The organism is Acinetobacter sp. AKBS16 (assembly GCF_002899995.1).
Taxonomy (GTDB): domain Bacteria; phylum Pseudomonadota; class Gammaproteobacteria; order Pseudomonadales; family Moraxellaceae; genus Acinetobacter; species Acinetobacter baumannii.
This window is the reverse complement of sequence record NZ_POYH01000082.1, coordinates 75,997-98,738: the sequence shown is the minus strand read 5'-3', so window position 1 is coordinate 98,738 and position 22,742 is coordinate 75,997. Positions and strand designations below refer to the sequence as shown.

At 36.3% G+C, this 22,742-nt stretch carries 22 protein-coding genes; 18 read left to right on the top strand and 4 right to left on the bottom strand.

The window, feature by feature from the left end; all coding sequences use genetic code 11:
• Complete coding sequence (gene antA / locus C1642_RS15110) at nt 1-1,416, bottom strand: anthranilate 1,2-dioxygenase large subunit (protein WP_016686144.1); 1,416 nt, start codon at nt 1,414-1,416, stop codon at nt 1-3.
• A 222-nt stretch (nt 1,417-1,638) separates the two neighbouring features.
• On the opposite strand from antA, the gene C1642_RS15105 reads away from it, so the two are divergent.
• The 7 genes from C1642_RS15105 to C1642_RS15075 all read left to right on the top strand — a co-directional run bounded on the left by C1642_RS15105 (nt 1,639) and on the right by C1642_RS15075 (nt 7,052).
• A complete protein-coding gene (locus C1642_RS15105) occupies nt 1,639-1,989 on the top strand; it encodes a winged helix-turn-helix domain-containing protein (protein WP_031965311.1) in 351 nt (116 codons plus the stop codon).
• A gap of 190 nt (nt 1,990-2,179) precedes the next feature.
• A complete protein-coding gene (gene modA / locus C1642_RS15100) occupies nt 2,180-2,965 on the top strand; it encodes a molybdate ABC transporter substrate-binding protein (protein ID WP_103236534.1) in 786 nt (261 codons plus the stop codon).
• Complete coding sequence (modB, locus tag C1642_RS15095) at nt 2,962-3,654, top strand: molybdate ABC transporter permease subunit (protein WP_103236533.1); 693 nt, start codon at nt 2,962-2,964, stop codon at nt 3,652-3,654. Before modA ends, modB begins: the two co-directional genes overlap by 4 nt.
• A gap of 4 nt (nt 3,655-3,658) precedes the next feature.
• Complete coding sequence (locus C1642_RS15090) at nt 3,659-4,279, top strand: ATP-binding cassette domain-containing protein (protein ID WP_103236532.1); 621 nt, start codon at nt 3,659-3,661, stop codon at nt 4,277-4,279.
• Nucleotides 4,280-4,638: 359 nt separating this feature from the next.
• The gene (locus C1642_RS15085) at nt 4,639-5,409 is read left to right on the top strand and encodes an SDR family oxidoreductase (RefSeq protein WP_001257949.1); all 771 of its coding nucleotides are present in this window, start codon (nt 4,639-4,641) and stop codon (nt 5,407-5,409) included.
• A gap of 72 nt (nt 5,410-5,481) precedes the next feature.
• Complete coding sequence (locus tag C1642_RS15080) at nt 5,482-6,123, top strand: isochorismatase family protein (RefSeq protein WP_103236531.1); 642 nt, start codon at nt 5,482-5,484, stop codon at nt 6,121-6,123.
• Nucleotides 6,124-6,650: 527 nt separating this feature from the next.
• A complete protein-coding gene (locus tag C1642_RS15075; protein WP_000207886.1) occupies nt 6,651-7,052 on the top strand; it encodes a transcriptional repressor in 402 nt (133 codons plus the stop codon).
• 67 nt (nt 7,053-7,119) lie between these two features.
• Here the strand turns inward: C1642_RS15075 and C1642_RS15070 are convergent, their stop codons facing one another.
• Nucleotides 7,120-8,910: a bifunctional metallophosphatase/5'-nucleotidase gene (locus C1642_RS15070; RefSeq protein WP_171304711.1), complete on the bottom strand. Its 1,791-nt coding sequence runs from the start codon at nt 8,908-8,910 to the stop codon at nt 7,120-7,122.
• A 306-nt stretch (nt 8,911-9,216) separates the two neighbouring features.
• Here C1642_RS15070 and ppk1 point away from each other — a divergent pair, with 306 nt between their 5' ends.
• The 9 genes from ppk1 (at nt 9,217) to C1642_RS15020 (ending at nt 17,848) form a co-directional block, all read left to right on the top strand.
• The gene (gene ppk1, locus C1642_RS15065; RefSeq protein ID WP_032068504.1) at nt 9,217-11,292 is read left to right on the top strand and encodes a polyphosphate kinase 1; all 2,076 of its coding nucleotides are present in this window, start codon (nt 9,217-9,219) and stop codon (nt 11,290-11,292) included.
• Between the two features lie 224 nt (nt 11,293-11,516).
• Nucleotides 11,517-11,591 carry a pyrroloquinoline quinone precursor peptide PqqA gene (pqqA, locus tag C1642_RS15060; protein ID WP_001982218.1) on the top strand — a complete coding sequence of 25 codons (75 nt, stop codon included), beginning with the start codon at nt 11,517-11,519 and terminating at the stop codon, nt 11,589-11,591.
• A 75-nt stretch (nt 11,592-11,666) separates the two neighbouring features.
• Nucleotides 11,667-12,578: a pyrroloquinoline quinone biosynthesis protein PqqB gene (pqqB, locus tag C1642_RS15055; protein ID WP_103236529.1), complete on the top strand. Its 912-nt coding sequence runs from the start codon at nt 11,667-11,669 to the stop codon at nt 12,576-12,578.
• A gap of 8 nt (nt 12,579-12,586) precedes the next feature.
• A complete protein-coding gene (pqqC, locus tag C1642_RS15050; protein ID WP_000195110.1) occupies nt 12,587-13,345 on the top strand; it encodes a pyrroloquinoline-quinone synthase PqqC in 759 nt (252 codons plus the stop codon).
• Complete coding sequence (gene pqqD / locus C1642_RS15045) at nt 13,342-13,626, top strand: pyrroloquinoline quinone biosynthesis peptide chaperone PqqD (protein WP_001031361.1); 285 nt, start codon at nt 13,342-13,344, stop codon at nt 13,624-13,626. The genes pqqC and pqqD overlap by 4 nt, the downstream gene beginning before the upstream one ends.
• The gene (gene pqqE, locus C1642_RS15040) at nt 13,623-14,777 is read left to right on the top strand and encodes a pyrroloquinoline quinone biosynthesis protein PqqE (RefSeq protein ID WP_103236528.1); all 1,155 of its coding nucleotides are present in this window, start codon (nt 13,623-13,625) and stop codon (nt 14,775-14,777) included. The genes pqqD and pqqE overlap by 4 nt, the downstream gene beginning before the upstream one ends.
• Before the next feature lie 16 nt (nt 14,778-14,793).
• On the top strand, nt 14,794-15,846 hold the full coding sequence (locus C1642_RS15035; RefSeq protein WP_103236527.1) for a dipeptidase: 1,053 nt from the start codon (nt 14,794-14,796) through the stop codon (nt 15,844-15,846).
• A gap of 1,010 nt (nt 15,847-16,856) precedes the next feature.
• Nucleotides 16,857-17,093 carry a hypothetical protein gene (locus C1642_RS15025; RefSeq protein ID WP_000044010.1) on the top strand — a complete coding sequence of 79 codons (237 nt, stop codon included), beginning with the start codon at nt 16,857-16,859 and terminating at the stop codon, nt 17,091-17,093.
• 167 nt (nt 17,094-17,260) lie between these two features.
• Nucleotides 17,261-17,848 carry a uracil-DNA glycosylase family protein gene (locus C1642_RS15020; RefSeq protein WP_000582742.1) on the top strand — a complete coding sequence of 196 codons (588 nt, stop codon included), beginning with the start codon at nt 17,261-17,263 and terminating at the stop codon, nt 17,846-17,848.
• 8 nt (nt 17,849-17,856) lie between these two features.
• On the opposite strand, the gene C1642_RS15015 is transcribed toward C1642_RS15020, so the two are convergent.
• The gene (locus C1642_RS15015; RefSeq protein WP_103236526.1) at nt 17,857-19,416 is read right to left on the bottom strand and encodes a phospholipase D family protein; all 1,560 of its coding nucleotides are present in this window, start codon (nt 19,414-19,416) and stop codon (nt 17,857-17,859) included.
• 432 nt (nt 19,417-19,848) lie between these two features.
• On the opposite strand from C1642_RS15015, the gene C1642_RS15010 reads away from it, so the two are divergent.
• Both C1642_RS15010 and C1642_RS15005 read left to right on the top strand, forming a co-directional pair.
• Nucleotides 19,849-20,316, top strand: a complete 468-nt coding sequence (locus tag C1642_RS15010) for a hypothetical protein (protein WP_103236525.1) — start codon at nt 19,849-19,851, stop codon at nt 20,314-20,316.
• 812 nt (nt 20,317-21,128) lie between these two features.
• Nucleotides 21,129-21,494 (top strand): hypothetical protein, encoded by a 366-nt coding sequence (locus tag C1642_RS15005; RefSeq protein ID WP_001127350.1) that lies wholly within the window; start codon nt 21,129-21,131, stop codon nt 21,492-21,494.
• Nucleotides 21,495-21,571: 77 nt separating this feature from the next.
• Here C1642_RS15005 and C1642_RS15000 read toward each other — a convergent pair whose 3' ends face one another.
• Complete coding sequence (locus tag C1642_RS15000) at nt 21,572-22,735, bottom strand: catalase family protein (protein ID WP_103236524.1); 1,164 nt, start codon at nt 22,733-22,735, stop codon at nt 21,572-21,574.
• Nucleotides 22,736-22,742 lie beyond the last annotated feature (7 nt).

Sequence of the window (22,742 nt, the reverse complement as noted above, 5' to 3'; positions counted from 1 at the left end):
TTACACCTCATCCATTACGGCATTGTTTTCAAAAGTAATATCCTGCATTTTCAGCGCTTTTTTATTTAAGCCGTCGAGCATGAGACGTTGCCAGTGTCCATGCTGGTTTACATAGAGTCCTTCATGGGTAAATTCACGGCCAGTAATAACGGGTTGAATGCCTAAATCTTGTGAGTTTTTGGTCGCGCCATATTCCCAAGACTGACAACCACGCGAAATATCGCTCCAACGTTCCAGCCGTGCCTGAAAACCTCTTTGTTGCTCACGGAATTCAACTAAATCGTCTGGTGTACCAAGGCCCGACACATTAAAGAAATCTTCAAACTGGCGAATACGGTTACGGCGTGCTTCAGCAGATTCACCTTTAACCCCAATACATTGACTGATGACTTCGGTTTTATTCCATGCCACAGGACGAACAATACGAAGTTGTGAGCTAATCTGGTCCATAAAAAATAGGCTAGGGTACAAGTTCAAATTTCTTAAACGATGCATTGCCCATTCAGCATATTTTTCGCCGTATTTTTCAACCATATATGGCATAACTGTGCTGTAGCCCGGACGAACTGTCGGATTTGGCATGTCACTAAATAAAACACTATGACCATTCTTAAAACTAAACCAGCCATCATCAGTTTCTGAGTCACCTGCACCTAATTTGCTGTAGTCGAGCGTGTCGAGTTCGGCACCTTTTGATGCATTGACTTGCTGACGGTGTTGAACTGTAGAGACATAGTTATAGTGAACGGTACTTACATGATAACCATCTAGACCATTTTCATTTTGTAGCTTCCAGTTACCTGCAAAGGTATAAGATGACTTACCTTGTAATACTTCGAGCTCACCTGTTGGCGACTGGTTAACCATTAAATCAAGGAACAGTTTTGCATCGCCCAAAAAGTCTTCTAGTGAATCTGTTGCTTGAGTATCAAGGCTTACAAATACAAATCCACGATAGCTGGCAATACGGCCTTGTTTTAAACCACGGCTTGATTTATCAAAATCTTCACAATATTCGCTAGGCGCTTTGACTTTAACCAAACGGCCATCTGATTTATAACACCAAGCATGAAACGGGCAGGTAAATGTAGATTGATTGCCTTTAGCAACGCGTGTTAAGGTCGCACCGCGGTGTTCACAAGCATTGACCATCGCGTGTAATTCGCCTTTACCATCACGGCTTACAATAATCGGTTGGCGGCCAATTTGAACGGTTAGGAAATCATGATTGTTTGGAATTTCACTTTCGTGACATGCGTAAATCCAAACCTTTTCAAAAATAAATTCCATTTCCAAGTCAAATAGTTCTGGCTCGGTAAACATGTCGCGTGCAATACGGAACACGCCATCGTTAGGACGGAAGTCGATACATCCATCTATAAAATCATTCCATTGTTTTAAATTAGATGAGGTCATTTACTCAATCCTCCAATCAATCAGCTTTTAACTGATTGAACCGCGATTAAGCATTGCTCTCTATCCGTTTTTTCCAGATCTTTATCCACTTTGTGCAGTTTTGATTTTTTAATTGAACTCTTTTGAAGAAAGAGTAGAGATTTAAATTTGTATGTGTTTTAAGCTATTAAAGTTTCCTATAATGTTAAGCAGCATAAAAATGAAACTTTGTGAACTAAGTCTATGAAAGAACAAAACTTAAAATTACAAATTAGAATTCTTTTAGAGCAAAATATTGCATTTGGTCCGGGTAAGGCGGATTTACTTGAAGCAATTGCGAGAACTGGTTCAATCTCACAAGCTGCAAAATCTATGAATATGAGCTATCGCCGTGCATGGCAGTTAGTCGACACCATGAATCAATGCTTTGAAACAGCTTTAGTGGAAACACAAACGGGGGGAACACATGGTGGTGGGGCAGCTGTTACAGCTTTAGGCCAGAAAGTCTTACAGCATTACCGTCAAATGGAAAACAATGCCCGACAAGCTTTAGAGCATGATTACCAAATCATGAGTAGTTATTTAAAAGGTTAAGATAAAAGATTGCATAACGATGAAATCTTTTAATTTGGTATAGCTTTTGCTTAATATCAAGTACACGCCGAAAAAGCACTGCTGCATTCCAGTCATCTATATTTAATGAATTATGCTTTTCATAATCTTCGTGTAGCGCTATATTCTTGGGTATATATCGCTGCAAAAAAACACAAAAAAGGTAAACATAATGGTAAGTGATACGAAGATAAAAAATTTGTCTTTCGCCTGTTCAGTCCTCAGCATCGGATTGGTCTTTAATGTTCCAACCAAGGCTGAATCAGTTACTGTTTATGCAGCAGCAAGCTTAACGAATGCAATTAACGATTTAGAAAAAATTTATAAAAAACAGAATAATATAGAAGTTAAAACTTCATATGCGGGTTCATCAACCTTAGCTAAACAAATTGAAGCAGGTGCGCCGGCAGATATTTTTATTTCAGCAGATACACAGTGGATGGATTATCTGCAAAATAAAAAATTAGTTGCAGCAAATGACCGTATAAATTTATTAGGCAACCGTCTGGTTCTAATTACCCCTAAAGGGCAATCATTAAACATAAAACTGGATAAAACGACCGATCCCAATAGAGTGTTTACAGGAAAGATTTGTACAGGAGATACCAAAAGTGTGCCTATAGGCAAATATGCTAAACAAGCTTTTACTAATTTAGGTTGGTGGAATCGTATTGAGCCAAAGTTAGTTGAAACAGAAGATGTTCGAGCTGCTTTAAACTTTGTTGCGCGTGGTGAATGTCAGGTCGGTATTGTCTATGCAACCGATGCTGCAATTAGCAAAGACGTGAAGGTAGTTGGCATATTTCCGGAAAATACACATTCACCAATTATTTATCCTGTAGGGATGATTAAAAAGAACTCAAACTCAGCAAAGTTCTATCAATTTTTACAAAGCAATCAAGCCAAAGCAGTCTTTAAAAAATATGGCTTTAGTATGTTGGCTCCAGTCAAACCATGATGTTTTCTTTAACCCCAGAAGAGCTCAGCGTTCTGCAACTTTCTTGTAAGGTAGCAGCGAGTTGTCTTGTGGTTAGTATTATTCCTGCAATTTGTGTGGGATGGTTTTTGGCACGTAAAGAGTTTTGGGGTAAGTCATTCATTGAAACATTGGTGTTTTTACCTTTAGTGCTACCGCCAGTGGTTCCTGGTTATTTACTTTTGCAAGTTTTTGGGAGCCGCGGCATTATTGGGCAATATTTGGCGCCACTCGGAATTGATTTTGCATTTAACTGGAAAGGCGCCGTTCTTGCTTCGGCAGTGATGGGTTTCCCGTTATTGGTGCAATCTATTCGTCTAGCGATTGAACTGGTCGATCAGCGTTTAGAAATGGCAGCAAAGACATTAGGAGCTTCATCTTTAGGGGCATTTTTTCATGTCACTTTGCCTCTTGCCAGCAGTGGCATTTTAATTGGTGCTATTTTATGTTTTTGCCGCAGTTTAGGGGAGTTTGGGGCCACCATTACCTTTGTGGGTAATATTTCAAATGAAACACGGACTTTGCCTCTAGCCATGTATAGCTTAATGCAACAACCCGATACAGAAGCTGCTATTCAAAGGCTTAATGTTTTATCGTTAAGTGTAGCTTTTCTGGCATTATGGTTTGCACAGTGGTTTCATCGTTATCAAAAGAAGCGGTTAGGACGGTAAAATTATGTTGATTGATTGCCGTTTTCAGCTACACATGGGCCAATTTCATATTGAGCCTAATTTCCAGTCAGATGCTTCTGTTATTGGGCTATTTGGTGCCTCAGGATCAGGTAAAACATCAATTTTACATGCCATTGCAGGGCTGAACACTCCGCGTAGTGGGCTCATTAAAATACAGGATCAAACGTGGTTTGATTCAAATCAAAAAATTAATGTCAGCACGCAAAAGCGGCATGTTGGATTGGTTTTTCAAGATGCTCAGCTTTTTCCGCATAAAACAGTCAAGCAAAATTTATTATTTGGTTTTAACAATCTTTCCCAACAAGAACGTCACTTCGAAGCAGATTACATTATTGAGTTATTAAAGTTAGGGCATTTATTACAGCGTATGCCTATCAAACTCTCAGGTGGGGAAAAGCAGCGGGTGGCACTAGGTCGAGCATTATTATATTCGCCTAAGCTGTTACTGCTTGATGAGCCATTATCAGCATTAGATGCGAACCATAAAGCTGAAATTATTCCTTTTTTTCAGAAAGTAAAAGAAGAAATAAAAATTCCGATGATTTATGTGAGTCATGATATTCAGGAAATTAAACAACTGACCGAAACAATGTGGGTTTTATAATTTTTCATTTTTTATACGCATTTCCAAACTTACGAGAGTCGGAGTTATAGAGAACTCATTCTGAGCCTGCGGGAAATTGAACCCTAAAAAGTTACTAGGTTTGACAAACCATAAATCTGATTTTAGTCGAATAAATCAAAACCTGTCTTATTGAAAATGATTATTAATAACAAAATATTCTTGACCTTTAAATTTTATAAACTACTTATAAAACAATGTTTTAGGTTGTAATTTTAAGCTGTAACTCATTTGTATCAGATCATAATTTGAACTTTTATATCCATTTGCTATTGATAATAATGATAATTATTTGCAATTATATTTATAGATTTCTTTATAATATAAATTGGAGTATTCACATGCGCTCTACCATCGTGGTCACAGGTGCTGCAAGAGGGATAGGAGCGGCTATCGCCAAGCAACTACTAGATCAGGGGTATCATGTTATTGGTATTGACTGTCAAAAAAATCCTGAACAATGGGATATCAGTAAAACAATGACGTCAGATCAATCTTCACAATGGCAAGGCATCTCACAAGACATTACCCATCAACAAGAAACACAAACTTTAATTTCAGAGCTGTTAGAAAAATACGAAATTACGGGGTTAGTAAATGCAGCAGGAGTATTAATTATGCGCTCCATGCTTGAAGCAAAAACGGAAGATTGGGAAACACTTTTTGCGGTCAATGTCATGGCGCCTATCGCGATCAGCCAACAAGTTGCTAAACATTTTTGTGCAAAAAGGCGGGGTAGCATTGTCACTATTAGTTCAAATAGTGCGCGTATGCCACGTATGCAACTTGGTATGTACGCCACCACTAAGGCTGCACTAAGTCATTTTTGTCGCAATCTGGCACTTGAAATCGCCCCTTATCAAGTCAGGCTGAATATCGTTTCACCTGGATCTACTCTCACTCAAATGCAGCAACAACTCTGGACAGATAATGCACCTCCACCTGCAGTAATTGATGGTGATTTAAGCCAGTACCGAACAGGTATTCCCTTACGGAAACTCGCGCAACCAGATGATATTGCCAATACCGTGAGCTTTTTACTTTCGGACCGAGCGGCCCAAATTACAATGCAAGAAATAGTGGTAGATGGAGGAGCTACACTTGGGGTTTAAAGCTTACTTCAGCACAACAATACACTGAAATTAAAGAACAAATATTTTTAAAGATAGAAAAGGAAAATACCAATGAGTATTCCAAAGATTGCAAGTTACAGCATGCCCCAAGCGCACGAATTTACTCCAAACAAAACAAATTGGCCATTGCATACCAATCGTGCTGTTTTATTGGTTCATGATATGCAGCAATATTTTTTAGATTTCTATGATCTAACCCAAGAACCTATTCCAGAACTAATTCAAAACACTAAGGCATTAATTGATGCTGCTCGCCAGTCTAATATTCCCGTTGTTTATACAGCACAACCTGGCAACCAGTCACCTGAATATCGGCAGTTATTAACCGACTTTTGGGGGTCTGGTTTAAAGGATGAGCCAAGCATCACACAGATTTTTCCGAAAATTTCACCTCAAAAAAATGATACGGTGCTTACTAAGTGGAGATATAGTGTTTTTAAATTTTCTCCGCTCGAACAACTCATGCGAGACTCTGGTCGCGATCAACTCATTATCTGTGGTGTATATGCACATATTGGTTGTCTAATGAGTGCTGCGGAAGCATTTATGCTAAACATACAGCCATTTTTATGTGGTGATGCGCTGGCTGACTTTAGCAGAGAAGAGCACGATATGGCATTAAAATATGCCAGTACACGATGTGCTCAAGTTATGACAACACAACAAGTAATCCAAGCATGGATACAAGAATAAGATGCACTACCTCTAGAATAAAAATCATTTAACTTTCTGTATTTAAGATATAAAGAGCAGGTCATTGATCTGCTTTTTATATGGGTCGAAATGAATACTTATAATAGAGGATGGATGCAATTCATCATTATTTAATCAATACAATATAATGGTTATCATTATGTATTTGATAATTACTTAATATTGAATATTAAAACTTATGTGTATATGATACACCGTTAAATACAAATGATAATAATTATCATATGTTAACCATTATATAAAATAATGTTGAAGAGTGACATTAATGAAGAGGGTCGCCATATGGTTCAGTTCAAGAATGCATCTATTCGCAAAGTGCGTACATGTAGAAAGCAAAGAGAGGGATAATATGAGAGTTATTTTAAAACGTAATAATTAGCTCGGAGCTTATTTATAGGGTAGTAAGTTCTAATTTATAGATCAAATCATTTCCATAATTTTCAGGTAAATATAGTCAAAATAATTTTAAAAAATTCCTATATTTCTAGACATTAAGGTTAAGTAAGATGACGACAATATCAAAATCATTATTAAATGGATTACCGATAAAAAAATCGAGGGTACAAGTTTTTGAGATTTTAAATCAGAACCCACAAGGCTTAAGCGCGGTAAGTATCTATGCGCAAATTAAAAATGAACATAAAATTACGTTAGGTACCATTTATCGAATTTTATCTGAGTTTGAAAACCGTAAAATCATCAAAAGGGTGTTTTTAGGAAAAAGTAAAAGTATTTATAAGCTTAGAAAAGACAAGATGAGCTGTAACCTCATTTCGCTCAAAACCTCTGAAGCCTTGAACTTTGAAAATGAGAAAGTTAAAGAATTACTTCATGAGGTTACGGATATTATTTTTGCAAACACCGGAGTCGACATTAGTAGTGTTGAACTCAATCTTTATACCGAATAAAAATCTTTTAAACTGTTATAAAAATAAAGGACAGCATCATACTGTCCTTTATGCATTCTTAAATGAGTTATTTAATGACTTTAATACGAGTCGTAGCCGGAATAATTAACGGTGAATCTTTAGAGTTTTGTGCAACATAGTTTTCAAGCGCATCAATATCTTGACCACCACCGACACGGTTTTGGCCTTCTTTTAATACCGTAAAGTTGTCACCACCATCTGCCAAGAAACTATTTACCGTCACACGGTATACTTTAGTGTCAACTAATGGTGAACCAGCAACCATGATGTTACTTGCTCGTGGTGAAACAGATGTATTTGCCGCATATTGATAACTCAACTCTTTAGACGGCTGTAAAATTCTAGGTGAATTTGCATTTGCACCAGACCATTGCTGTTCAAGCACATCTCTAATCTGTTTACCGGTTAAGCTCAAAGTCACAATCGAGTTACCGAAAGGTTGAACTGCAAAAATATCACCAAACGTAATCTGGTTATTGCTGTTAATTAGTAGATCAGCACGTACACCACCCGGGTTCATTAACGTAAAATCCGAGCCTTGATTACTTGCTTGAAGAGCAGCGGCTTGCTGTGCATCGGCAATCATATCACCTAGTGGGCTTTCACCACTTTCGACTTGTGTACGGCTCACAACGGCAGTAGAAGTTCCAACAACACGTCCAGAAATTGTGGTTACTGCTTGACGGTATTTATCTAAAATCGCTTCGATACTTGGTGTCTTACTAAATTTTTGATAGAGGTCTGTCAGACTTACAGTGGTTGTACCCGAAGTATAGGCCTCACTTTGAACCGGAATTTGTTTAGCATCTTTTTTAATGATATCGCCAGTTTTACCATCCAACTCCACCTTAATATCGGTAATAAGCGTGCCGTATTGGCCAGCTGAGGTTAGTAAAAACGGTTTAGTCGGATTCTTGGTTGCATAATCACAAATATAAGACTGATGTGTATGCCCCGAAACAACAATATCAACTGCCGGATTTAACCGATCTAAAATACCTAAAATTGGCCCACTTAAGCCATCACATGTTTTTTGATTGAGTTTCGTACTTGGCGCTGCACCTTCATGGACAACGACGACAATGGCTTCAATACCTTGTTTTTGGAGTTCAGGAATTAACGCATTTACCGTATCCGCTTCATCACGGAATTCAACATCCTTAATACCCGCCGCTGAAACAATACTTGGAGTCGCTTTAAGTGTTAAACCAATAAAAGCTACAGGAATCCCGCCATAAGTTTTGACTTTATAGGCAGGAAAAATCGTTTTACTTGTATCATTTTTCATTGCCACGTTAGCTGCAAGGAAATTGAATTTTGCGCCGCTAAAGTTTTTATTAATTTGGCATGGGGCAGTGCTGGTATATTGTTGACAACCGCCATTTTGTAAACGACGCAATTCATCTGTACCACGGTCAAACTCATGATTTCCAACCGCATTAAAGTCAATTTGAATATCATTCATGACTTCAATAGTAGGCTCATCTAGAAATAACGAAGAAGTGAGCGGGGAAGCACTAATTAAGTCACCTGCTGACACAACAGCATTATTGGGATTTTGAGCTTTAAGTTTCTTAATTGCATCTGCAAAGTAACTCACACCACCGACAGGAATACGTACAGTTTGAGATGCATCATTTGGATTCGCTGCTTCAACGTAACGTTTAGGTGGTTCTAAATTTCCATGAAAGTCATTGAAAGCTAAAATATTTACGGTTTGGTTACTTCGCGGTGCTGGTGTGCTTGAATCATTGTCATCGTTATCATTACAGCCTACCAATAAGGCCATTGCCAGACATAAAGATGTTGTCTTAAATAGTATGTTTAAAGTCGTCATTTTTTTATCAATTGATGAATTAAGATGCATAAAAAATACGCATAGAGTATGAATATTTGATGAAAATTGAAACTGAATCGAAATAGAATGATCTTTAAAAAATTAATGTTAAGATGATGGTAGATATGGATGACTAGAAGGAAGTAAATAAGGCAAAAATAAATATTAATTTTAAGGTTTTCATAAAAAATTCATGAATTTGCAATAAAGCAGTTACAAAATGTCCGGTGGATAAAATCGGTTATACATTCATAAATTAATCTTTTTTATTCATTTTAACTTTTTTACCCAGTATAAGAGTCAAGAATGACATCATTGCCCACTTTAGCTAGCTCAAACCAGCACAATTTAGAAACGTATATTAATAGAGAACTCTCTTTATTAGAGTTTCATAAACGGGTGCTTGCTCAAGCCAAAGATATTGAACACCCATTACTGGAACGTTTGAATTTTTTAATTATTTTTTCGCGTAATCTGGATGAGTTTTTTGAAATTCGTGTGGCAAGTTTGATCCAGAAAATTAGCTTGATGAGTCAGGCAACCGGACCAGAAGGTTTACCGTTAGTAGAAGTATTAAAGCAAATTTCAAAAAATGCTCATGAGGCGGTTGAAGAGCAATATAAAATCTTAAACTATACTTTGTTACCGCAACTCCAAGGCTATGGCGTTCATTTTATTCAGCACGGCGATATATTAGAAAAGCATAAAGAATGGATTAAAGAGTATTTTTTTAAAGAAGTACAACCTGTAGTTACGCCAATCAGTCTAGACCCAGCACATCCATTTCCAAGGCTGGTCAATAAAAGTCTAAACTTCATTGTAACTTTAGAAGGTAAAGACGCTTTTGGACGTCAAATTGATTTAGCTATTGTGCCGGCACCGCGTTCGTTACCAAGGCTTGTTAAAATTCCAGAACATATTTCTGGCGGCGCAGAGCATTACATTCTGCTCTCGGCCATTATCCATCAGCACATTTCAGATTTATTTCCGGGTATGAAAGCGACGGGCTGTCATCAATTTCGTGTAACTCGAAATGCCGATTTAACCGTTTCTGAAGATGTAGAAGACTTGGCTGCTGCTTTAAAAGGTGAGTTATCTTCACGCCGTTTTGGCCAAGCAGTTCGTTTGGAAGTAGCAAAAAAATGTCCTGAAGAAATTGCTAACTATTTATTAGAGCAATTCGATTTAGATGCAGAACATCTTTACTACGTCGATGGCCCCGTTAATTTGGCCCGTTTTATTTCAAACTTTGATTTACCAGAGTTGCGCTATAAACCATATCAACAAGTTTTGCCTCAGCTTTTGTACACGAAAAAACCGATTTTTGATGTGTTAAAAGCAGGAGATGTTCTACTTCATCATCCATTTGATTCTTTTGCACCTGTTATCAAGTTCCTTCGGGAAGCTGCACAAGATCCAAATGTCTTGGCAATTAAACAAACCTTATACCGTAGTGGTGCCAACTCGGAAATCGTACAGCTACTCGCAGAAGCTGCGCGTAATGGTAAAGAAGTGACCGCGGTTATTGAGTTGCGGGCACGTTTTGATGAAGAATCAAATATTGAAGTCGCTAACGTTTTGCAAGAAGCTGGCGCCGTCGTGGTGTATGGCATTGTTGGCTATAAAACTCACGCTAAAATGATTTTAGTGGTTCGCCGTGAACAAGACAAAATCAAAAGATATGTGCATTTAGGTACAGGTAACTATCATGCAGTGAATGCCAAAATCTATACCGATTTTGGTTTGCTGACCAATGATGCGGAAATTTGTGAAGACGTCCATAAAATTTTCCAAGAACTGACCGGTATGGGCAAAATGGCAAAGCTTAAAAAGCTTTTTCATGCGCCATTTACCTTACATTCTCAGCTGTTAGAACTTATTGAACAAGAAATTAAAAATAGCCTTGCTGGTAAAAAAGCACACATCATCATTAAAGTGAATGCGCTTACTGAACCACAGCTCATCAGCGCGCTTTATAAAGCATCACAAGCTGGTGTAAAAATTGATTTAATTATTCGTTCAATTTGCTGCCTGAGACCACAAGTTGCAGGACTTTCAGAGAATATTCGAGTACGTTCAATCGTTGGTCGTTATTTGGAGCATACGCGGGTTTACTATTTTTATAATGATGGCGATACAAAAGTTTATTGTGCAAGTGCAGACTGGATGGAACGTAATTTGTTCTCTCGTATTGAAACCTGCTTCCCAATTGAAAATAAAAAATTAAAGAAACAAGTCATTGAAGATGGCCTAAACAACTATTTGAAAGACAATCGTCAAGCATGGGAATTACGAGCTGATGGAACTTGGGTGCAATGTCATCCTAAGCCGGAAGAAGAACTTTATATTGCACAGCAACACTTGATGAACTTAGCTGGGTAAAAACATAAGTCATAACAGAATATTGACCTGTTATGAATTTTCAAATGCTTTTGAAAGATCAGGATTTATTAAAATTTGGACAAAAAACACAATTATCGAACAATATCTTGTTCCGAGCTTATCTACAAACGTGGCATTTTTAATTAGAATAAATTTTTAATTGCCTTATGTGATTTAATCAAGTGATTCATTTCACGAGATTAATACTGACTGGAGTAAAATTTATGCAATGGACAAAACCAGCTTTCACTGATTTACGTATTGGTTTTGAAGTAACAATGTACTTTGAAGCACGTTAATCATTTCTATTCAAATCTGTCATAAGCCCTAGTCTTGTTCTAGGGCTTATGTCTTTCTAATAAGATATTAATTTTATGCATATTTATATTTTAGGTTCAGCAGCTGGAGGCGGTTTCCCTCAGTGGAACTGTAATTGTCCTAATTGTCATGGTGTTCGTACAGGTACGATTAATGCCAAAGTGCGGACTCAATCTTCAATTGCAATTTCAGAAAACGGCGTAGACTGGATTTTATTAAACGCATCACCAGATATCCGTCAACAATTATTTGATTTTAAAGCGGCTCAACCAGCGCGAAAATTACGTGATACTGGTATTACCAATGTTATTTTAATGGATAGCCAACTTGACCATACCACTGGACTTTTAACTTTACGTGAAGGCTGTCCAATGAATGTGTGGTGTACTGAAATGGTCTATCAAGATCTCACCACGGGTTTTCCGGTATTCAATATGCTGAAACACTGGAATGGTGGTCTTCAATATCACCAAATTGATCCTAAACAAGCTTTTAAAATTGATGGTTTCGAAAATTTAGAATTTTTACCATTAATTATTCAAAGCGCGGCGCCGCCATATTCCCCACATCGCCATGACCCGCATGAGGGAGATAATATTGCCTTGATTATTAAAGATCATAAAACGCAAAAACAGTTGTTCTATGCGCCGGGTTTGGGAAAGATTGATGATCCAATCATGCAGATTATGCAACATTCTGACTGCGTCATGATTGATGGCACACTATGGACAGATGATGAAATGCAGCAAACCGGTGTAGGGAAAAAAACTGGCCGTGAAATGGGGCATTTATACATTAGTGGTGAAGGCGGTTCGTTATCTTACTTAAACCAACTCAGTACACCAAAGAAAGTGCTAATTCATATTAATAATACCAATCCGATTTTAAATGAAGACTCTGCTCAATTTGCCGAACTAAAGGCAAATGGTGTAGAGGTTGCCTTTGATGGCATGCAAATTGAACTCTAAGGTGCGCTATGACACAAACACCTGAAGCTTTAACGACCGAACAATTTAAACAGGCTATTATTGATAAAGGTCAGTATTATCATATCTATCATCCATTTCATGTGATGATGTATGAAGGAAAAGCCACTCAACAACAAATTCAGGCTTGGGTTGCAAACCGCTACTACTATCAAATCAATATTCCGCTCAAAGATGCCGCGATCATGGCAAATTGTCCTGATCAACGTGTGCGACAGGAATGGATTCAGCGCATGATTGACCAAGATGGTGAATATCCTGATGGCGGTGGACGAGAAGCATGGTTACGGTTAGCCGAAGCTGTAGGCTTGAGTCGTGAGCAAGTGATTTCCGAAGAATTGGTTTTGCCGGGTGTACGATTCGCCGTAGATGCCTATGTAAATTTTGCACGCCGTGCGTCATGGCGAGAGGCAGCAAGCAGCTCTTTAACTGAGCTATTTGCACCTCAAATTCATCAGTCTCGACTTGAATCATGGCCACAACATTACCCTTGGATTGATGACAAGGGCTATGAATATTTCCGCTCTCGTTTAAGTCAAGCACGCCGTGATGTTGAACATGGTTTAACAATCACACTTGATTCATTTACTACTCATGAACAACAACAAAGAATGCTGGAAATATTACAGTTTAAACTGGATATTTTATGGAGCATTTTGGATGCTTTAACACTGGCATATGTACACAATGAAGCACCGTATCATAGCGTGACTCAAGAACGGGTATGGCACAAAGGACTATTTAAATGAATAAAGAACAATTTGATGTAAATCTTGTGCCTACTTGGCGCCAAGGTTATCGCTTTCAATTTGAGCCTGCTCAAAATGGCTTTGTCATTTTATATCCTGAAGGCATGATCAAATTAAATGAAAGTGCAGGGGCCATTGGACAGTATATTGATGGGAAAAATAATGTTTCTGCAATTATTGCCCAGCTCAAGCAACAATTTGGTGATGTAGCCGAAATTGACAACGATGTTATTGATTACATGTTAGTTGCCCAGCAACAACACTGGATTGATTTAGTATGACAGAAGGTGTTGGCCTACCTTTATGGTTATTAGCGGAGTTAACTTATCGTTGCCCGCTACAATGTCCATATTGCTCAAACCCTTTAGACTACGCACAGCATAAAAATGAACTGACCACGCAAGAGTGGTTTGAGGTTTTTGATCAAGCGCGTCAAATGGGAGCTGTACAACTCGGTTTTTCCGGTGGTGAACCTTTGGTGCGTCAAGATCTGGAACAACTTGTGGCGCATGCACACCAACTAGGCTTCTACACCAACCTGATTACCTCAGGCATGGGACTTACCGAACAGCGTATTTCGCATTTAAAGCAAGCTGGCCTAGACCATATTCAAATTAGCTTTCAAGCGAGTGATCCGGTCGTTAATGATGCTTTAGCAGGGTCGAAACATGCTTTTGAACAAAAGTATGAAATGTGCCGACTTGTTAAGAAATATGATTATCCGATGGTCCTCAATTTTGTAATTCATCGGCATAACATTGACCAGATCGATAAAATTATTGAGCTTTGCCTAGAACTTGATGCAGATACAGTCGAACTAGCAATTTGTCAGTTTTATGGTTGGGCGTTTTTAAATCGTCAGGGTTTATTACCGACACAAGAACAACTCATACGTGCCGAACGTATTACCAATGAATATCGGGAAAAGTTAAAAGCGCAGAATCATCCTTGCAAACTTATTTTTGTAGTGCCTGATTATTACGAAGAAAGACCAAAAGCCTGTATGAATGGCTGGGGTAAAATTTTCTTTACAGTTGCTCCAGATGGTATGGCTCTGCCTTGTCACGCAGCAAGACAATTACCGATATCTTTCCCAAATGTTCGTGAACAAAGCCTATCAAAAATCTGGTATGAGTCTACTGGTTTTAACCACTTCCGTGGTGATGCATGGATGCCAGAAGGATGTCGTAGTTGCCCAGATAAAGACCGCGACTTTGGTGGCTGTCGTTGTCAAGCTTATATGTTAACAGGCGACGCAAGTAACGCAGACCCTGTTTGTGGTAAATCGCTGTATCATCAACTCATTGAACAGGCACGTGCCGAGAGCGAAATTGATTCCTCTCTGGGAAAATTGGTATTCCGTAATAGCCGAAATTCAAAGCAATTCACGGTTCAACAAAACATTCCGGTTCAAAATATTGTAGATGATTAGCTATGAGAAAACCGATATGAACCATGGCACATTTCCTGTTTTTGATGGCCATAATGATGTACTAACCCGATTGTGGTTAAGTGATTATAACAATCCTGCTCAAGCTTTTATTCAAGAAGGTTTAGCCGGACATCTCGATTTAAAACGTTGCCAACAAGCCGGTTTTGTTGGCGGTATGTTTGCTATTTTCTTGCCGCCTTTTCATTATGTTAAGCAGCATCATCCCAACAAACTATTTGACCAAGACGCATCTGACTTCACGCAACAGCAAATTGAACACATTTTTTTGGCACAGCTCGATTTAGCAAAACAACTTGCCGAGTACTCTAACGACATTCAAATTTGCACAACTGTTCAGGATATCCAGCACTGCCTAACACAGCAAAAGTTAGCCATTGTATTGCATATGGAAGGTGCTGAAGCATTACAACATAATCCAGATTTACTCGATGTATTTTATGATGCTGGGCTTCGTAGCATCGGTCCACTTTGGAATAGACCAAGTCGTTTTGGACATGGTTTAAATGCCAAGTTTCCGCATTCACCTGATACCGGAGCAGGGCTTACAAACGAAGGTAAAGCATTTATAAAGCGCTGTGCTGATAAAAAAATGGTGATTGATGTTTCCCATATGAATGAACGAGCTTTTTGGGATACAGCTAACATTCTTCAGCAGCCAATTGTCGCAACTCACTCAAATGTTCATGCTTTATGTCCACAAGCCAGAAACTTAACAGATAACCAACTTAAAGCAATTAAGGACTCTAAAGGCATAGTCGGGTTAAATTTTGATGTCGCATTTTTGCGTAAAGACGGGCAGCGTGATGCAAACACATCCATTGAGGTAATTTTAGAACATCTTGAATATTTAATAGATCAAATGGGAGAAAATCATGTCGGTTTTGGTTCTGACTTTGATGGAGCACTGATTAGTCATGAAATTGAAGATGTAAGGGGACTACACCTACTGATTGAAGCAATGCAAAAGCGACATTATTCGAATGAGATTATAGAAAAAATTTGTTTTTCTAACTGGCTAACCGTGCTCAATCGCATCCTAAGTAAATAATTTATTGCTAAATATATTAAAAATAGCGAATTATTTTACATTTTTTATTGGCCGAAATGACTAAAAAAAGTACAACTAGTTTAATTGTCAACCAATTGCTAAGTTAATTAGAATCAACATTACTAAATGTAAGAACATTTGGTATTTCAGGTCTTTAGTGGTTTTCACTTACGCTCATTTCTTTTTGAGAAGTAGAAATGGGCGTTTTCTTTTGCTTAATTACAAAATGAGAACCTCATCACAAGAATAGCCAATTAATTGCAAATCATCGCTTTCCTATCTTGACTAAAAGTTCAGCATTAAATACATTGGAATTGTATTTAAACATAAATAAGATTGCTTAAAGCAATTAATAATACTGCTTAATCCTGAAATACAGTAGAAAGCCTATTCTGTTTTGAGAATAGGCTTTTTGCTCGGTATCAAAATTTATTTTCTCAAAATATTATACTTTTTAATTAACATAAAAATTAAATACCTTACAAAAGCGGCTCAAATGAAAGCCCTTAAATAACAAAGAATATGCTATTAATTTAAGTTGATTTCTCAGAAGTTTCTCCGTCAATTGAAGAGGTGCAAAATGTTAAAGTCAATTTTAGTATTAGGAACAGGTATTGCTATTGGCATGTGTATGTACAAGAAAAAGCAAAAGAACAGTAAGAGCTTCTCTACTGATAGTGATACCGACTCATTGATTAGTAAGGATAATAATAAGAGTAAAGATGACAATTCACTCGATAATGCTGTCCAGGTTTAAAGTTAAATGCAAGGGTTCATACGTGGGCCCTTTAAATATTATTTTTTATAAAATTAATTTTACTTAAAATAAAGATAGCTTTAATAAGTTAATTTAATAATAAAACTTATTTTTAAAGATATTCCACTATTCATTTAATTATTAAATAAATATGTTTAAAACAAAAAAAACACTTCAAATGTTAAATTTTACACATTGTAGCAAAACACCCTTTACTATTTTTTATGTTAAGAATAAAAAAATGGAGATTAGAATGTCAAAGCGCCATATTTTAAAAGAAGTTAATGCGAAAAGTATGTGTGGGATGGAAATTGTGGTAGAGCAAATTTTTGAAAATACATTAGAGAAAAATTTAGCTTCGGCTGAAATCGAACAAAACTGGTTACCACTTTCCAAGATTGTGATTTCAGATAAAGTTATCAATTTAGATCAAGATAATACCTTTGCTCATCCCAGAACAGGGAAAGTCTTTAAAGTTTTAAATTCTTAAATATTTTTGGTTTTTAGCATGAATATAAAATTAGAAATGATTGAGGCGAAACAACAAAACGTTTCACCTCAATACATTTAATTAAGATAATTTGCACTTCTTGACTCGTGATTAACCTTAAAATACGTTAAGTTATTTATAAATTTTGAAGTAAATACTGATTTTTTATGATAATTGAGATAGAAACCCATCCACTGCAACCGTTTTTGCCAGAAAATGCCCGTTTATTAATGTTGGGAAGTTTTCCACCGCCACGTAATAAATGGAAGATGGACTTTTACTATCCGAACTTTCAAAACGATATGTGGAGAATTTTTGGTTTAATCTTTTTTCAAGATAAAACTTATTTTTTAAGTGAGAACCAAAAAAGCTTTAACGAAGAAGCTATCCGCAGCTTTCTGATTGAGACAGGCATTGCTATTTTTGATACGGCGTATCAAATTAAACGCCTAAAGGGCAATGCTTCAGATAAGTTTCTTGAAATTGTCACTCCGACAGACTTAGCGGTTTTATTGAAACAGATTCCTCAATGCCACACTATTATGACTACGGGCGATAAAGCCACAGATACCTTAATCTCAGTTTTACCTGAGAACACGGAAAAACCTTTAATTGGGACATCTACATCAACTTATTTTGCAGACCGCGATATTAATTTATATCGATTACCGTCATCTTCTAGAGCATATCCATTAGCTCTCGAGAAAAAAGCAGAAGCCTATCAGAAATTTTTTAAGGAAATCGGTTTCTTGTAATAAGAAAATTACATCATCCACTCAATTGGCAAATAAGAGACAGCTTTAATCATTGTTCTCTGAAAACGGCTGGTTCCCGGGTCTTTATCATATTCAATGACTTGTCCGTTAGCTTGGTAATCTAGCCAAGTAATTTGGCCTTGGCTATTTAGCTTAAGTTGATATGCTACTTGAGGTAAATGTTGATCTAACATGACAGAAATCTGAGTTTGTAATTGACTGGACTCAATCACCAAACCTACTTCGGTGTTTAAATAGGTAGAGCGGGGGTCAAAGTTAAATGATCCGATAAAGACTTTACCATCTACATCAAAAAACTTGGCATGCAAGCTCGACTTATTTTTTCCTTTTGCTGGTATAACGCTGCCTGTTACGATTTCGTACCACGTTCTACGTCGTCGTTCCAGAACAGGTTTAAACTCATACAGTTCAATACCATTCTTAAGCATTTCTACACGGTATTGGCTATAAAAGGCATGTACGATCGCAACATCGTTTGCAGCAAAAGAATTTGTTAAAGCGCGGACTTTTATGCCTTCAACTCGTAGTTGCTTTAAGTAATAAGTGCCTTGTTGGGTAGGTACAAAATAAGCTGAAGCTAATTCTAAGTGTTGCTTAGGTTTACCCATAATAGACAAGACTTGGCCATAAAGCATTTCATGTTCAGTTGCAGTGCCCAGTATTTTTTTAGGAGAATCAGCAACAAAATGGGCCTTAGACCATTGAATAGGGTTATGCTCTAAAAGCTCTTTTAAGTAACTCTGCGCATCGTAAAGCTTATCTTCAGTGAGGCTATGGTCTTCGTGGTGGAGTTGTTCATAGTGCTCTCTTAAAGCTTTTAAATGGTGCTCAGCACAAGTTCCGATAATCTCAGTTGCATTTACACTTAAGGTACTTTCCCAAAAATCAGCAAATACAGCTTGGGCATGGCGTACTGCATGCCCATAAAATAAGATATCCATATCCGTAAATTGAAACTTACTACTTGCTTCAAAATATTCACTACTAATATTTCTACCGCCTGTTACTGCAATCGATGCATCTGCAATAATAAGTTTATTGTGCATCCGATGATTTACTTTTTTAAATCGGAACAGATAATCAAAGATACGTAAGTATCGAAATTTATAAGGATTAAATAATCTAATTTCAAAGTTGGTATGCTGTAAAAGGCTTCTTAATATACCATCGAGCTTTATACCGTTTTGATCATCAATTAATAAGCGAACTTTGATGCCACGATCCGCTGCCTTGAGCAGCTCATGTAAAATAAGGTTCCCCACAAAATCATTGGTCCAAATGTAGTATTGTAGATCAATCGTTTCCTTGGCATTTCTAATTAAATAAATTCGTGATGCAATACTCATAAATGCGTCATCAAGAGCTACAAAGGCAGTAAGACCTTGCTGAGTTTTTTCCTCTGCTGCCTCATCATTCAACCAATTATTTGTCTTTATCACTATATCTTTCTCATTAGGATCATATTTATCTGTATAAGAAGGTAAATCAGTAAAGCCCCAAGCACTTAAGGCCATAGTATTATACTGTTCATATAGCTGATTGATCATGTAAGCATTTAATTTGCATCCAAGTTAGAGCTATAAGAGCATTCTTATATTCAATTTATATGTCAAAATTCACAATAACTGTATGATTTTGTTATAATCCAAAAAGATTAAAATTTAAAATATAATAAAAACACTGGCTTATAAAATATTTTTTAAATTTTCTATAGTTATATATGACTAATCAACCTAATTATGTGAACTGTATTTTATTGCAAACAATTATTTCGATAGTTTACGTTTTTTATAATTAAAACAGTGATGTAGTTCTCTTTATCGCTATAAGATGCGTTTTATTAGATACCCAGATTTCATAACTTTACATTACTTACAATTAAGTTACCAACAACTACATTACAACACATGATTTCTATCATACTTCCTTAAAAAGCTGAGTAAGCAACCAGCCAGAAAGAGGAAGGAAGGAGATAGGAAATGCCACAATATTTAATGATTGCTGAAAAGGTGTATAAAAAAATTAAAGAAGATGATCTTTTCTCTGATACTCCGACCGAGCATTTAAATAACTTAATAGGTGTGATTCGTAAGGAAATTAAAGGTACAAAGTTTAAGCTTAAATATAATTTTATTGACTTTGACGAATGTTTAACAAAGCCACTAGATGAATGTGCCGTCAAAATTGATATTAGCCTCATGCCTAGTCATAAAAATAAAGATGAATATATTTTATGGTTAGCTGGATTTATAGAACGAATGACGACAGGTGGGGAAACCCATCTTCCACCTATCTCAAAATTTATTCCGCCCGATTTTAAGTTTAATTGCGAATTTGATAACGCTAAGACACCAGCAAAATCTACACATCTAGATGATGAAGGTGAACTGATCATTAACTATTTTAAATCTGAAGCTTTTATGAAAATTATAGACGAAGAAAAATAATGTGATAAGAAATATAGAAGGGTTTCTGCCGTACTTCTATTCATAGCTGTTAAAATTCAGCAACCGCCTTTTGGGGCGGTTTTTTGTGGCTTAATCTCTTTTTTATCTCGTTCTCTTCACATAAGTTTTCATTCTAAACAGAAATCACTTGTTCCCTATAAAAACAGATACATAGATTAGTGCTACCTTTTACTTATCTTCATTGAGTAAGGAGATAAGATATTTTGAAATATTTTCTTTTTGCTTCAACTTAAGCTTTTTCACATACCTTTCAAAAAAGATATGGTGAAAAATTTCCCTTTTAGACAATTGAGTCTAGATGTATTCTGAATTTCTAAAAAACTTCCATAATTGTTGGTTTTTTAAGGAGGTGTCTATGCTCCATAATATTAGACAATTTTTCTGCATGCACATCTGGGAATATGATTTTGATATTTCACATGATGAAGTCAGAGAATGCAGAAAGTGCGGGAAAATTCATAAAATGAAGAGTTCCCATAAAATGACTTAAGTTTAAAGTGAAATACTTCAGTCATACTAAGCCAATTAAAGATAAGCTCAATAATTAAAAGTGTTGAGCTTATTTATTTTAAAGAAGAGCATAGTTTAATTCAGTAATCATATAAAACCTATTAATTTACTCAGAATATAATTCAAAGTAGTTCACACTTTAAAATAATAAAAAGTTGCAACTTACATAAAACTCTATTAATTTTAAAAAATAAATAACACTTCAATAAAAACTGAAAACTTAAATTTATAACTTTAATTTTATACTCATATTTTATAAAAAAATTGACAAGGAGATAGAAATGCCAAAATACTTACTATTAGCAGAAAAAATTTCTAAAAATATTAAACAAGATTCTTCAAGCAATTATCTAAAAAGCTTAAATAATTTAATTATAGAAATAAAAAAAGCCATTACAGGAACAGAATTAAAATTTTTATATAATTTTTTAGATTTCAGTGGTTCGCTGCTTAACCCTCAAGATGAAGTATTGCTCAAATTTGATAGCAGTCTGATTCCTAGCTATAAAAATGAAGAAGAATTTATTTTATGGTTAGCAGACTTCATTGATCGGATCACCATAGATACAAGTAAAGGAGATTATCCAATAAAAAAGAATTTAGCCAACCTAAGCTCTATTGCTGAGAAATTGATGTATAGAAATTAGAAAATCTATGGCCATCCTCATCAAATACTGAACTATAAAGAACTGCTTTGATTATTGGCAGTTCTTTTATACTTAAATTAGTTTTTGGGTTCTTGTCGGGGAGCTGAGTTGATATCGTGTCTAACTCTGCTTATATTTTCATAAATAATTTTACGCATTCTATTTATTGCGCCAAGCGGTTTATGCTCAGGTAAAGCATGCCACGGTGTAAAAGAGAGATTTTCACAAAATTGATTCTGTTCAGGTGTATCAAAGCTTTGCTTTGGAATATGAATGGTCGCAACTTGATAAAAAGGTGCTTCATTTTCTTTCCACTCGGTCATTGCATCTTCAACCAGCATTTTAGTCGAAGTTCTTGGCTGTATAAGAAATTCCATACACACGTCTTGCTTTTGCAATGTATCTTTTAAAGCATCTCGTAAAAAATTATGGCTAGGGTGATCAGGTAGAGTTGCAGACACTGTAGAGCAATTTCTTACGGAGTATTTAACCGCTTGACGGTCAACACCTAAACCTAATTGATAGGGCACCATAGACCAGTACCGTGCATATAATGGATTTGCAATTTTAGAATTACGCGCGCCTAAAGCATTCATAGTACCTTTAAAACCTAAAGCAAATGGAATATGAAGCTTTCTGATCATATTATGGCTATTTACATCATTCATAAAAGACAGGTATCTTTGCCCGTCATTTACAAAAAAGACGGGGTGATTAATCATAATAAAGTCTTGAGTTGTAGCCTCTTTTTCATTTTCTAAAATTTTCTGACCTGATACACCTAAGATTTTTATTGCCATTCCACGTGCGTCTTTTTCAATATCTGCTCTAGAAGCATCATTAGAAGCATTCGAAAAACGAATCCATGCTTCATAGTTTTTATCTGGAATAAAAATACCTTTTGCAAGTTGAGCTGGTATATTTTTAAATACATGAAATTCAGCACGAACACATCCATGCGCTTTAGGGTGTGCATCACGCAAAGCATTTCCCGCCGTATACTGTTCATGAATCGACTTCTCAATAACTTGAGTTATTTGATGAGCTATTACTTCCTCATTCGGTTGTAACTTTTCTCCTAGTGCCGTGTCGATCTCTGGATAATCGATATTTTCTGAAGAAGACTTTACTGATGGGATTGTTTGGGAATATAGTGTTTCACTATAACCTATTGATACAAACAGAAGAGGAGTAAATATAAACAAAGCCTTAAAACTGATAGGCTGTATTAATTTTGACATTTATAGT